This window comes from Fusibacter ferrireducens (assembly GCF_015352425.1).
Lineage (GTDB): Bacteria > Bacillota > Clostridia > Peptostreptococcales > Acidaminobacteraceae > Fusibacter_A > Fusibacter_A ferrireducens.
In genome coordinates, this window is the sequence record NZ_JADKNH010000020.1 from 35,433 (window position 1) to 48,772 (window position 13,340).

Sequence of the window (13,340 nt, forward strand, 5' to 3'; positions counted from 1 at the left end):
GGAAATAGATGATAAAATAAGATATAAATGGCTAGAGGGTTTGTGAAAAACTGAATTTTGTGACTCTAACGATAATTAAAGAAATCAATACAGATGAGGAGAATAATATGATTAGAGGTATTTATTTCAGCGCCACAGGGACTACAAAAACAGTTGTCGAAATGTTATGCAGTACCTTTTCAAGATATAGAGATAACGAAGAAACTCAAATTTATGATTTTACGTTACCAGAAGCACGATTGAAATTAACGTCTTTTTTTGAAAGCATAGGGCATACTGCTCAAGAATCAGACGTGCTATTCATAGGCGTTCCTGTCTATGCTGGCAGAGTGCCAAACGTCTTGCTAAAATCACTCAATGCACTTCAAGTGATTCCGGAATATAAGCGTGCTTATGCAGTCCCAGTTGTAGTATATGGCAATAGGCATTATGATTCTGCGCTCAATGAGCTTGGACTAATATTACAAGAAAAGGGTTTTTCGCTTCTTGGCGCTGCGGCTTTCGTTGGAGAACACGCCTTTTCAAATAAGCTCGCCAAGGGAAGACCGGATGAGCGGGACTTTAGAGTAATTGAACAATTCGCTGAGGCATTACAGAAAACGCAATACATTCAAATGGAGATAGAAGATGAAAAACAGGATCACGTATTTTTTAATCAGAAATTGTTAGATCAATTGGGAGGCGCTCACACTAGAGATGCCCTAAAACCTTATTATAGACCTCAAAATGCAAATGGAGATCTATTTGATTTTCGCCCCATTAAGCCTATGACCACTGATGCTTGCACGGATTGCGGTATATGTAGCGACGTTTGTCCAATGGGTTCCATAGACAAAGACAATCCTAAAGTAATTACAGGTATTTGTATTAAATGTTGTGCTTGTATCAAACGGTGTCCAGTGCATGCAAAAGCATTTACAGATATGCAATTCATATTTCATAAAACAGATTTGGAGAATACATGGGTTGTGCCAAAGGTGCCAAGTTTATTCTTTAACGAAGAACGTTAAAAAAATAAAAATAAATGAGAATTATTTTCATTTACTGTTTAATATCTTTTTGATGGGGTAACAATGATATATAAAAGATTAAAAAAGGGAAGTGAAAATAGTGAAACATGTGATTGAGTGTCAAAACAGAAGCATCGTTTATGATTCAAATGGTGTAAGATTATCTTCAATACTTGGTGGTGGTGCAACAGAAGCTTGGGCTGATATAGATCATTATGAAAAGGATTCTTGTATTTCCATCCCTTCAGAAGAAGCTGTTGAGCTTGCAAAAGCATGGGTTGAAGAAAATCAAAAATAATATAAACTGAAAAATAAGCATAAGCTTTAATTAAAAAGAACGTCTAAGTTTTAATAAATAAAATTTATTGAGACAAAGGCGTTCTTTTTATATGCTTGAAAGCGTCAAGGTGATTATCTGTAAACTGATATAGTGAGTTAAAGGTAAGTTTTTAAATATTACTCAGTGACTGTGAATTGCCATTCTTCAACAAGGGTATTGCCATCTTCTGTTCTCACTATCTTAATGATTGCAGTATAATGCCCTGCCGGGAGGGCATCAAAATTATCAATAGCAACTGAGCTCAGTGGAATAGTATGCACTTCTTTATCAGTAAAGAGTGTTTTAGTATCATTTTTGAGTGTATATGTGACTTTAGGTGATGATCCAGCATTCATGAAAGTTACAGCTATCAGAGGTGGATTAAAAGGAGCGCTAGAATTTGGCGCTGGTGAGACAGCTGTGATTTTAGGATTTTTATTGATCGTAACCGTTGTTGGCTTTGAAACTGTTTTTAAACCGACTATATCAGTTGCGGTAATTGTAAATGTAAAATTTGAAACAGTAGAAAAAGGAGTATTTGGAATGTAGTATTCATAATATCCGGTATAAGAATCTTTGATCATTTTCTGATTAGATATGGTGTTCTCACCAATGGTATAAGTGATGGCAACATCATGAATATCATTATTTTCATTAACAGTAACAGGCACATAGTAATTTTGACCCACTTCAGCATTTGGGTAATGATCTAGCAAGACAATTGAAGGTGGTTCTGTATTTGTAACGGTAACATCATGATTATCCTTACTCTCGTCTTCATAATTATATGACATGAAAGGTAAAGATGTATTTGTAATAGGATCATAGACATTATAGCCATTTGCTTCTTTTGTACCTGTTAATAACTGTACAGTGGAGCCATGACAGGTCACCATAGCATACAAGTCAACAACATCATTTTTTGAGACAAATGTTGGATAAGATGCGGCTTTGTATATGTTCATGCTGCCTGTTGCATCTTTAATTTCAGTTATGCCAGATGCCACATAAGTGCCGAGAGTGACACCTTTGATTTTAACGAATCGACCGATCATGTTTAAACCATTCTTTTTTAGATATGCAATGGTAACTATTTCTGGGGCCATAGGTTTAGCAGAACTTATTTTTGCTCTAGCAGTGACTGCTCTAAGCATTGGCACTCCTCTGTAATCAATAGAGTAGATTCCCTTTAATTTTACTTGATCTCCAATCTTGTAATCACTTGGTACTGAACCGTTGATATAAAGCCAATAAGTGGTGCCATCAATTACGGATTGAATGACGGGATTTGCACATTCCGTTGCAAAATAAGCAATATTTCCAATAACAACAACATCCTTTGTGTCGTTTTTAAAAGATAGGACATCCTTAATCGTATAAATGATACTATTTTCGCCAAAATCAGCATCGTTTGGACTTGGTGGTGGCGTAAGATGAGCATGGTCCACGCTGCCATTAAGGCTTATTTGACGAGCTTGTTCATCAAGAGTAGTGTATTGACCACCAAACATAGTAGATTCGTCAAAGTAATTGCGAGGCGGGTCAGTGGATTCGTTAGGATTGTCACTCGCATAGATTGGTGACAAATCAGTCGTGAAACCTATGATATCGCCAGCAACATAGATTGGTGCAAAGCTTACTTTTGTCACCAATCCTGCTAGATCTGTTGCGAAAATTGTACTTGAAAAACTTAAACCTGCTTCAGGAATATGAGCACTTGGTACGTTATATTCGTATCTGCCATTGATAGGGTTTTTAGTCATATAGGCTTCTATTTGACTACCTCCCACAGAATAGTTGATCTTAACATCTTTGATACCTATATTGTCTTCAGCCGTTATTGATATGACGTAATCCTGACCAGATTTCATATGTGAGATATAATTAGGTGTGGCAACGATAGGGGTTAAATTATCTGTAGTAGCGGCACTAACGGGTATAATTGTGGTGCCGATGCTGATAATAAAAGCCAGCAATAAACCCATGTACTTTTGGGTTTTGAATCTTTTGAATTTAATGTTCATATTATCCTCCCTTAAATTACGTTTTAAGTAGCTTGTTGCAAAACTCCACAAGTATTGAATTCACTTGCTTTAACCTGCGAAAATAGCATATTTCCCTTCATGAAAAAGATGATCTTTATACAATGAAAAAAAGTGTAAATATAAAAATATCTACTTACACCAATAACATATATGTATAAACCGTAACATTAGCATCAATATAACAAACGGTTCAAGGTATTACAATATTTGTATAGAATTTTAATTGAATTCTCATAAACTGTTCTTATAAAAGACACATTGTTTTATTTTTTTGAAATATTAAGTATTTTAGAATAAATTGATGCAGCTCTTGCAAGTAAAGATATTTTTAAAATTGGGAACCCCTTATCACATTTACTGCTTTGTGCTATACTTTTTTTAGCATGAATTTGCAATGACATTCCAAGAAGACATATGTTCACACAAGTATTTGACTGGGCATAAAATATAAAGTGGAGGTCGGTGATTATGACAAAATTATGGAAGGGTGCTGTAACTGTAAGAGGCATTGTGCCTGGAAAAGAACTTGGAGCAACTTATGTTCACGAACATCTCATTGTGAAGCCACAAATAGAAGAGCCAAAATATTTGGACTACACACTTGAAGATGTGAAAAAATCCACGCAAGAAACGCAAGCATTTTTTCAAGCGGGTGGGAGAACGCTCGTTGAGATGACGCCTATGAATTATGGTCGAGATGTGCAGGCTTATAAAACAATCTCTGAAGAGGCAAATGTACATGTCATTTGTTGTACAGGATTTCACAAGGAAGTCTTTTTACCGAGCTGGTTTTGGGAAAAAACAGAGGATGCATTATTTCAACTTTTAAAATCCGAAATACTAAACGGCATGGACGGAACTCATATTCGGCCCGGCGTGGTTAAATTGGGTACCAGTTATGAACAAATCACAGTTCAGGAAGAGCGGGCCATTAAAATAGTTGCAAAAGCACATTTAGAAACAGGTATTCCGATCAGCACTCACTGTGACAAAGGGACGATGGCCATGGAACAGCTTGACATGCTGGAAAAATTGGGTGTAAAACCAGAAAATGTTCTCTTGTGTCATATTGACAGTAAAATGGATATTGACTATGCAATACAATTATGCCAACGAGGTGCCCATATTTGTATAGATCATGTGGGTAGAGCATTAGAGAACCGTGATTGTTTTCGGGTTGAAATGATTGCTGAATTGGTGCGGCATGGATATGCCGATAAAGTGATGTTGTCTGGGGATATGGGAAAGGTTAATTATTTAAAAGCTTACGGTGGGGCTCCAGGATTTACCTATATTTTGACAGATTTGAAAGAGGCGCTTTTAGAAAAAATAACGAGAGAAGATTACAATCAAATAATGATTGTCAATCCACGCAGGTTTTTTTCGGGAGAAAAAGGTTGAAAAAGGGGGTCAAGTTTTGTTAGATCGCATTCAAGCAGTTTTAGTAAATGAGAATCCTCGCCAACCGTATACAGATGAAAAAATCGCTGAAGTTATGCACATACGTCGAGAGCGTGTGATTGAACTCCGAAAGACACTTGGGATACCAGATTCTCGTGAGCGCCTTAAATCGAAACTTATAACGGAATGTAAGGTTTTGATTAGTAAAGAGCCGAGCATTTCGGTTCGGGCATTGACGACTTTGCTCAATTCTATGGGATACGATATTTCTCGTCATCTTGTAAAATTAGTACGAGATGAGTTGATGCAACGGGCACCAGAAATATCTTTGAAAAGCAATATGTCGCAAAGGACAACTGGGCCTGATGGTGATGGTTTTGAAAATATGATTGGATGGAATGGTGGCCTTCTCACGCAAGTCAATCAAGCGAAAGCGGCTATAGCCTATCCTCCAAACGGATTGAGTACTCTAATTATTGGACCTTCTGGGACAGGCAAAACACTTTTAGCCGAAAACATGTATCGATTTGCTGTTAAAAAGAAATTTTTGAAAGAAGATGCCCCTTTCATAGCTTTTAATTGTGCGGATTATGCAGACAATCCTCAGTTGCTGATCAGTCAGTTGTTTGGACACGTAAAAGGGGCATACAGTGGGGCTGTGGAAGATAAAAAAGGACTTGTCGAAAGTGCGGATAACGGCATTCTTTTTCTCGATGAAGTCCATCGACTGCCTAGTGAGGGACAGGAACTTTTATTTTATTTGCTCGACAAAGGTGAATATAGACGTTTAGGAGATTCTAATAACACCAGAAGCGTTAATGTAAGGCTGATTGCGGCCACGACGAATTCTCCAGAATCTTCACTTCTGCTCACTTTTCGCCGTAGAATTCCCATGGTCATTATGATTCCAGCGATTACGGCACGTCCGCTCAGAGAACGCTATGCGATTATAAGACAGTTTTTTATTGAGGAAACGGAAAAACTTAATAGAAGAGTGGTAATTGAAGGCGATGCAATCAAGATTTTGTTACAATATCATTGTTTTGGCAATGTCGGACAGTTGAGAAGTGATATTCAAGTGTGCTGTGCTGAATCTTTCTTAAGATGTCTTGTAGAAAATTTGGATGAAATTAGGATTACAGCCGAATTGCTTGAAAAGCTTAAAATCGATATTGATTCATGGGCGATGAATGACATTGAATTGAATCATTTATCAAGAGAATTGATATTAGATCCCTTGTATGAAAACTCCAAATGGCATGATGAAGAATTGTCTGAATCTTCACAAGTTACAATTTATCAAGAGATACAATCTGCATTGGATGAAATGGTGAAAAATGGTGTCGATGATGAAGAAAGTTTGCACTTAGTGAGAATGAAAATTGATGCACAGCTTCGCACCCTGCGGTCAGGCATAAAAGATATGCGCACTGTGGCTAAAGAAAATATTTGGGATTCTATTGTAAACAAAAGTACAATGAAAGCAGTCGAACACGCTTTAGAGAGTGTTCAAGCTCAGTTTCCAGAAATGGAACCCAATTTAAAGGGTGTTTTGTCCATCCATATAGATGCCGTGATCAATGCACTTTCTGTTGGCAATTACATTCGGAACGCAGATCTTGGAAGTGTGCGTCAAAATTTTCCAGAGGAATATGCTGTGGCAGTATTGATGCTCAGACAAATTTCAAAGGCATTGAACCTTGATATCCCCAATGAAGAAGCGATTATCATCGCTATGTATCTCAAAGCGTATTCTTCTAAACAAAGTGGCGGGAGAATTCGAGTGGTTGTGCTGACACATGGACAAGTGGGAAAAGCAATGGCAGATGTGGCGAATAAGATGCTGGATGTCAATAATGCCGTGGGTATTTCAATGGATCTAAATGAAAGCAGTGATGTGGCGTTTGAAAGAGTATGTGATCTCATAAGTCATATTGACGAGGGTCAAGGGTGTATTCTTCTGGTTGACATGGGATCGCTCGTATCCTTTGGGCAGAAAATTACCGAGCGGACGGGGATTCAAGTGAGGTGTGTTGCAAGAGTAGATACGTTGATGGTGCTGGATGCGTTGCGGCGTGCAAATTTAGGAGAAGAATACACCGTGGATGCACTTGCACAAGCACTGGAGGCGGGAAGACTGTATGGCATATCGGCAACAGGTATTTCCAGAGGTAAACCGCCTGTGCTGATCACCATGTGCATCACAGGCGAAGGCAATGCTCGAAGCATACGCACGCTCTTGGAAACGTCATTTCCGGGTCTCAAAGGCAATATTGAAATTATAGAGATGGGACTTTTCAATAGAAATGAGCTCTTGGAAAAAGTCAATAAAATAAAGAGTACCAAAGAAATTTTGGCAATTATAGGTACAATTAATCCAGATTTGTCCAATGTGCCGTTTTTTTCTCTAAATTATGTGCTCACAGGACATGGTACATTGGCACTAACAAATCTTTTATCGCAGAACGCGATCATTAAGCACAGTCTTGCAGATTTAACTTCTCCTGCTCTCATTTTATGGCATCCGAAAGTTTCTTCTAAAAATGAGATTATTGATCAACTTACAGCTCAGCTGGTAAGCGAGGCATTTGTAAAAGACGCCTTTCTATTGAGTGTTTATAAACGTGAAAACCTTGGGGACACTTGTTTAAATATGGGAATTGCCATTCCGCATGGCGATGCAGCACAAGTGAATAGACCCGCAATTGCGGTGGCTAAATTAGAGCATTCAATTGATTGGGCGGCAGGAATAGCGGTAGATTTTGTGTTTTTATTCGCTTTTGATGAAAACTGTGCGAAATATGTTGAAATTTTTTATGAGAAAACAAGAAATGAAAATTGGCTAGAATGCCTTAAAAAGACAGAAACTAAAGAAGAAATTTTAAATTTATTAAGAATGTAAACAAATTCTGCCAAAAGAATGGCATCCATATTGCATTAAAGACATGTGTGAGATAATTGCACATGTCTTTTTTTATAAGTAAAAGATAATTTGAAACGAAGGGAGTAGATCAATGAAAACAACTGTAAAAGAATTCCCCAAAATAACAGCAATTTTGCGCGGATACAGCTTTGAAGAAACAGAACTATTACTCACTATTTTAAGTGGCAGTAAGATTAAAGCCGTTGAAATTGCTTTAAATACACCGAAAGCTAAAGAAATTTTAAGGGCGCTTATTCCAAAGTACTCGGATCAATTGATCATTGGAGCGGGTACGGTTACCAATATGAACGATTTAAGAGATGTGATTGATGCTGGTGTAGATTTTGTCCTTTCTCCGATCATGATGACAAAAGAGATGCTAGATTACTGTAAAGCACATCATGTGATCAGTGTACCCGGTGCATACTCTCCAACTGAAATTCATACATGTTTTTCTAAGGGTGCAGATCTTGTAAAAGTATTTCCCGCAGTTAACGCAGGCAGCTCCTATTTTAAAAACGTCATGAGTGCCTTGGGACATTTGCCTCTAATGGCTGTTGGTGGAGTAGATCAAGAAAATGTAAAAACATTTTTTGAAAGCGGTGCTTCTTTTGTAGGCATTAGTTCAGCATTATTTAAAAAAAATGATGTTGAAGCCAAAAGGACGGAGGCATTAAAAAAAAGCATTATACTGTTTGCAGATGAATGTGGTCTATAAAGAGAGGATAAAATATTGATGATGATTAGTGATTTGATTACAGAAAATTTAATTGTGACGGGGGTCGTATGCAGCAATAAAGAGGAAGTGCTCAAACAACTTTTTGAAATGTTGTATGCGGATGGTTGTGTAGAAGAAACTTTTTATGAAGAGATCCTAAAAAGAGAAAAAATCTATCCGACAGGACTTGAATTGCTAGGTTGTAATGTTGCAATTCCACATGTTTCACCCGATCAAGTAAAAAAATCTGCAATAGCGATTGCGGTATTAAAAACACCTGTGATTTTCAATCGCATGGATGATGTCAATTTGGAAGTGGAGGTCAAGGTGATTTTTAACATTGCACTGGCAAATGGCGGTAAGCAAGTTGAGGTTTTACAAAAACTTACAGCTCTAATTACAGATGAAGCGTTCATGGAAAAAGTTTTAGAGGCAAAAACACCAAAAGAAGTTCAAACTATTTTTAAAAATGGAGGCAAAAAATGAAGACGATTATGGTATGCTGCGGTTCGTCAATGGTAACATCAACCATTGCAATTAAAAAGTTAACAGAAGTGATGAAAAAAACAGGTATTGATGCAAAATTTGTTCAGTGCAAATTTTCTGAAGTCTCTGGGAAAATTGAGTCAAGTAGACCCGATGTCATTGTACCAACTGGATCTCTCGACGAAAAATTGACGGCGGGGATTCCTGTTGTTCGAGGAACCAGTTTTATAACCGGCATCAACGAAAAAGCAACCATTGATGAAATTATAAAAATTTTATCAAAATGATCCATGTAGAAATTGTAACTGGGATGGCTATAAAATAAGGGATTGGAGGAAACAAGTATGCAAAGTGTTATTAATGGACTAAATTGGATCGCAGGATTGGGGCCGATGGTCATGATGCCTATTATTATGTTTGTAATTGGGGTGGCATTGCGACAAAAAATAGGTTCATTATTTAGATCGTGTATTTTAACAGGAGTTGGTTTTGCAGGGGTTAATTTGACCATTAATTTTTTTATCGCTAAAGTCAGTCCTTCAGTTTTGGCGATGGTCCAAACATGGGGCTTAAAAACAGACATCATGGATGTGGGATGGCCTGCACGTGCGGCTGCAACATGGGCATTTCCAATGGCAGCGATAGTTGTCTTTGTCGTCTTAGGTGTAAATATTATCATGTTGGCTTTAAAACTTACAAATTGTGTGATGGTTGATTTTTGGAGTTATAATCACTTTATCTTTGGAGCTGCATTGAGCTGGTATACGAGTGGTAGTATTGTGGTAGCTCTGATTACAGGCGGATTGATTGCTGCAATAACCTTTAAGCTGGCAGATTGGACACAGCCGCTTTGTGAGGAGGCCTTTGGGATACCGGGTGTTTCTTTTCCAACGAGTAACAGTATTGGATGGGCCCCACTGGCATGGCTACTCAACAAACTTTATGATAAAATTCCAGGATTTAATAAAATTAAGGCAGATCCAACCTCTATTCAAAAACGTTTTGGCGTTTTGGGTGAACCTATGGTGGTGGGCTCTATCATGGGATTGGGTATTGGTATTTTAGGGGGAAACTCTGTTGGAGATACGCTGATAGTGGCAATGAGTACAGCAACAGCAATGGTACTTACACCTAAAATGATGCAAATTTTGATGGAAGGGCTTATTCCTTTTTCAGAGGGCATTAAAGATTTTCTGAACACAAAATTTGAAGGTAATCGTTTTCATATCGGAATTGATGCCGCTTTGACGATCGCCAATCCTTCTGTTATTGCTGTTGGTCTCTTGATGGTTCCAACCACAATTTTATTGGCCGCTATGGTGCCTGGTAATCGCCTATTGCCGCTTTCTGATATTGCATACATGGGAATGTGGCTAGCTGCATGGCCTGTTGCTTTTGGTAAGGGTAACGTGATTCGTGGTTATATCTCCTGTATCATTTTTACATGTATTATGCTTTTGATTTCTACTGGTATGGCGGAAATTCATACACAATTGGCTATTTCCGGAGGATTTAAACTGGCAGATGGCATGAAATTAATCTCTACGGAAGATGCTGGAACACATATTATCGAATATATTTTCAGTATCATCAATCGTTTCTTTGCGAAATAATTTTAGCTGTAAATTGGAAAATAAAATGAGAAAATATTTTTGAATGCACATTGTATAGAAGGAGTTTATATGAAGATTTCCAAAGTGACCGTTTACGAAGTTAAACCTCGATGGATATTTGTCAAACTATCAACAGATGAGGGTATTGAGGGCTGGGGCGAAATGATCTCTGGGACTAAAACAAGAGCCGTTGTGGCAGGTGCGGAAGAAATGGGCGCTTACTTAATAGGCAGGAATCCATTTGAAATTGAACGCTTATGGCAAGAAATGTACAAAACATTTTTTAGGGGAGGCCCCATCAATAGCACAATCGTGTCTGGACTCGAAATGGCCTTGTGGGATATTAAGGGAAAGGCTTACAATATGCCCGTGTATGAATTCTTAGGCGGCAAGGCAAGGGATCGTATTAAAATTTACTCTTGGATTGGTGGAGATCGCCCAGATGACGTGGCAAAACAGGCTTTAGAAAGAAAAAATCAGGGATTTAGTGCCATTAAAATGAATGCAACTGAAGAATTGCATTATGTGGATTCTTACGAAAAAATCGAAGCGGTTGTCAATCGTGTTGCATCCATTAGAGAAGCCTGTGGCTCTAGTTTTGGGATCGCTGTGGATTTTCATGGAAGAGTTCACAAACCCATGGCAAAAGTACTTGCACGGGCATTAGAACCCTATCAATTGATGTTCATGGAAGAGGTTGTCCTGCCTGAAAATGAAGAGGCTTTTCGCGAAGTAGCACGCCACGTTTCTACGCCACTTGCAACAGGTGAACGGTTGACGAGTAGATGGCAGTATAAAAATATATTCAGAGAAGGTATTATTGATATTATTCAACCCGATGTTGCCTTGGTCGGTGGCATATTGGAGACCAAAAAGATCATAGCAATGGCGGAAACTTTTGATATGGGTGTGGCACCACATGCACCTTACGGCCCGATTGCTCTTGCGGCGACACTGCAAATAGATACATGCTCACCAAATGTCTTTATTCAAGAGCAGAGTTTGGGAATTCATTATAATAAGGGCTTTGATCTCTTAGACTTTATAAAAAACAAAGAGATTTTTCAACACAAGGATGGGTTCCTTGATATTCCAATCAAATCTGGGCTTGGCATTGATATTGATGAAGACATTGTGCGTGAAGTATCTGCAGAAGGTCTGCATTGGACAAATCCAAAATGGAAAAACGATGATGGGACCATGGCAGAATGGTAAAAAAAAAGAGTGTCTGGAGATAAGACAGCACATAGAAAATCGGTATACTTTAATGTATGCCGATTTTTTTAAAATTAATACTGTTGACATATATAGATAGGCGATATATCATGTATATAGATAATCTATACATAGACAGTCTATAGTATATTATTAAAAGACTCTGTAAGTGTAATTGATTAAATGCTCAATGGAGGATGTAAGTTATGCAACCGTTTGAAAAAATTCGTGAATACTCAAGGCTCGTGTGTAGCCAAATAAGGTGGGAAGGGGCGCGAGAACCCATTTCAAAAGAAATCGAAAATCATATTATGGATCAAAGAGATGCTTATATAGCCGATGGTGTGGACGAAACTGAAGCAATTGAGCATGCGCTTTGTCAAATGGGAGACCCTGTTGTTATTGGAACGCAATTGGATAGAACCCATAGACCTAAAGCGCAGTGGGGTATGCTGTTGTTGACAATGACAATGGTGATGATGGGGGTTTTGATTAGAATATTTTTACTTTCGGATCCTTTAAGTACATCATTATCAAGAAAGGAATTGATTTCTATAATAATTGGGGCACTGTGCATGTTGACTGCCTATTTTTCCGATTTTACTTTGATTGGAAAATATCCAAAGTTTATTTTTGCAGGGATAGTAGGTTTATCTATAGTTGTACTGAACACGTCTCCTATGTTAAACGGCAGAATATATTACGCAGCTTCTTTGCCCTTGCTTTTCCAGATAGGCTTTGTTGGCATCCTTTACAATGCAAAAAACAAAGGTTATTTGGGACTTTTCCAGTGTGGATTAGCATTTGGTATCATGGGCTATATAACAATGAAGATACCGTCATTGTCGGGATTGTTGATTTTCACTTTTACGTGTATGGTTACACTTTTTATTGCAATTCATAGAGAGTGGTTCAAGGTTAAAAAGCAATTTGCCTATATGATTTCATTTGCTTTGGTGAGTTGGCCTTTTTTACTTATAGGCGTTATAAATTTTCGTTCAATCATACTGAGATTTCAAATGGCACTTGGGAATGGGTACATAGGCACAAATGTGAAACAGTTAATCATGAGTTCAAGATGGATTGGACATGGTTATTTGCCACCTGTAGAATCAACGGAGGTGTTTCGAATCCCAAATATAGATACAGATTTTATGTTTACTTATTTGATTTATAATTATGGGTGGCTTGTGTTTATAGGTATCGTCGGTTTAATCGGTTTCTTTATCATAAAAGGCTTTAAATGTGTTGTTAATCAGAAGAGTAGCTTGGGTCTATTGGTATCGTTATCCATTATGTTAACCTATACAACTCAAGTGTTTTGGTATATTTTGTGGAATTTAGGTTTTCAAGGCGGTTCACCTTTTACCCTGCCATTACTTGCAAAAGGAAACATTGCATTGATCGTCAATTTAGCGTTAATTGGGATTATGCTTTCTGTCTTTAGAACGGGAGATATTGTCAAAGATAATGTGCAAAAATTTTCTCCAATAGAACAGTTTATTTCTTTTGAAGAGGGCAAGCTGGTTATTGATTTTAAGAGAAAATAAGGGTTAGAATGTCAAAAGTCAAAAGTTGAGTAACCCTCTACCCTATGAGGGGAAGTATAT

At 37.8% G+C, this 13,340-nt stretch carries 11 protein-coding genes; 10 read left to right on the forward strand and 1 reads right to left on the reverse strand.

From position 1 onward, the window contains the following. Positions 1–107 precede the first annotated feature (107 nt). Both ISU02_RS21975 and ISU02_RS24415 read left to right on the forward strand, forming a co-directional pair. On the forward strand, positions 108–1,010 hold the full coding sequence (locus ISU02_RS21975; RefSeq protein WP_194704009.1) for an EFR1 family ferrodoxin: 903 nt from the start codon (positions 108–110) through the stop codon (positions 1,008–1,010). A 100-nt stretch (positions 1,011–1,110) separates the two neighbouring features. Beyond that, positions 1,111–1,308, forward strand: a complete 198-nt coding sequence (locus tag ISU02_RS24415) for a CDIF630_02480 family spore surface protein (RefSeq protein ID WP_323985066.1) — start codon at positions 1,111–1,113, stop codon at positions 1,306–1,308. Between the two features lie 158 nt (positions 1,309–1,466). On the opposite strand, the gene ISU02_RS21985 is transcribed toward ISU02_RS24415, so the two are convergent. Beyond that, positions 1,467–3,353 carry a hypothetical protein gene (locus ISU02_RS21985; protein ID WP_194704010.1) on the reverse strand — a complete coding sequence of 629 codons (1,887 nt, stop codon included), beginning with the start codon at positions 3,351–3,353 and terminating at the stop codon, positions 1,467–1,469. A gap of 489 nt (positions 3,354–3,842) precedes the next feature. Between ISU02_RS21985 and ISU02_RS21990 the strand changes: the two genes are divergently transcribed. The 8 genes from ISU02_RS21990 (at position 3,843) to ISU02_RS22025 (ending at position 13,280) form a co-directional block, all read left to right on the forward strand. Then, positions 3,843–4,775, forward strand: coding sequence for a phosphotriesterase family protein (locus ISU02_RS21990; RefSeq protein ID WP_194704011.1), 933 nt, complete (start codon positions 3,843–3,845; stop codon positions 4,773–4,775). A gap of 16 nt (positions 4,776–4,791) precedes the next feature. Further along, positions 4,792–7,677, forward strand: a complete 2,886-nt coding sequence (locus ISU02_RS21995; protein WP_194704012.1) for a sigma 54-interacting transcriptional regulator — start codon at positions 4,792–4,794, stop codon at positions 7,675–7,677. A gap of 112 nt (positions 7,678–7,789) precedes the next feature. Beyond that, entirely contained in the window at positions 7,790–8,416 is a 627-nt protein-coding gene (locus tag ISU02_RS22000; protein WP_194704013.1) for a bifunctional 4-hydroxy-2-oxoglutarate aldolase/2-dehydro-3-deoxy-phosphogluconate aldolase, read from the forward strand. Positions 8,417–8,434: 18 nt separating this feature from the next. Next, positions 8,435–8,902 carry a PTS sugar transporter subunit IIA gene (locus ISU02_RS22005; RefSeq protein ID WP_228727921.1) on the forward strand — a complete coding sequence of 156 codons (468 nt, stop codon included), beginning with the start codon at positions 8,435–8,437 and terminating at the stop codon, positions 8,900–8,902. Next, a complete protein-coding gene (locus tag ISU02_RS22010) occupies positions 8,899–9,189 on the forward strand; it encodes a PTS sugar transporter subunit IIB (protein ID WP_194704015.1) in 291 nt (96 codons plus the stop codon). The genes ISU02_RS22005 and ISU02_RS22010 overlap by 4 nt, the downstream gene beginning before the upstream one ends. 57 nt (positions 9,190–9,246) lie before the next feature. Further along, the gene (locus tag ISU02_RS22015) at positions 9,247–10,515 is read left to right on the forward strand and encodes a PTS galactitol transporter subunit IIC (RefSeq protein ID WP_194704016.1); all 1,269 of its coding nucleotides are present in this window, start codon (positions 9,247–9,249) and stop codon (positions 10,513–10,515) included. Between the two features lie 69 nt (positions 10,516–10,584). Continuing rightward, positions 10,585–11,730 (forward strand): galactonate dehydratase, encoded by a 1,146-nt coding sequence (gene dgoD, locus ISU02_RS22020; protein WP_194704017.1) that lies wholly within the window; start codon positions 10,585–10,587, stop codon positions 11,728–11,730. Positions 11,731–11,936: 206 nt separating this feature from the next. Next, on the forward strand, positions 11,937–13,280 hold the full coding sequence (locus ISU02_RS22025; RefSeq protein ID WP_194704018.1) for a permease prefix domain 1-containing protein: 1,344 nt from the start codon (positions 11,937–11,939) through the stop codon (positions 13,278–13,280). Positions 13,281–13,340: the final 60 nt, after the last annotated feature.

Excerpts from the sequence above, each read along its gene's own strand:
- ISU02_RS22025 (WP_194704018.1), top strand. The coding sequence starts at position 11,937 with ATGCAACCGTTTGAAAAAATTCGTGAATACTCAAGGCTCGTGTGTAGC.
- ISU02_RS22010 (WP_194704015.1), top strand. The coding sequence starts at position 8,899 with ATGAAGACGATTATGGTATGCTGCGGTTCGTCAATGGTAACATCAACC.
- ISU02_RS22015 (WP_194704016.1), top strand. The coding sequence starts at position 9,247 with ATGCAAAGTGTTATTAATGGACTAAATTGGATCGCAGGATTGGGGCCG.
- ISU02_RS21985 (WP_194704010.1), bottom strand. The coding sequence starts at position 3,353 with ATGAACATTAAATTCAAAAGATTCAAAACCCAAAAGTACATGGGTTTA.
- ISU02_RS22005 (WP_228727921.1), top strand. The coding sequence starts at position 8,435 with ATGATGATTAGTGATTTGATTACAGAAAATTTAATTGTGACGGGGGTC.
- ISU02_RS21990 (WP_194704011.1), top strand. The coding sequence starts at position 3,843 with ATGACAAAATTATGGAAGGGTGCTGTAACTGTAAGAGGCATTGTGCCT.
- ISU02_RS21975 (WP_194704009.1), top strand. The coding sequence starts at position 108 with ATGATTAGAGGTATTTATTTCAGCGCCACAGGGACTACAAAAACAGTT.
- dgoD (WP_194704017.1), top strand. The coding sequence starts at position 10,585 with ATGAAGATTTCCAAAGTGACCGTTTACGAAGTTAAACCTCGATGGATA.
- ISU02_RS22000 (WP_194704013.1), top strand. The coding sequence starts at position 7,790 with ATGAAAACAACTGTAAAAGAATTCCCCAAAATAACAGCAATTTTGCGC.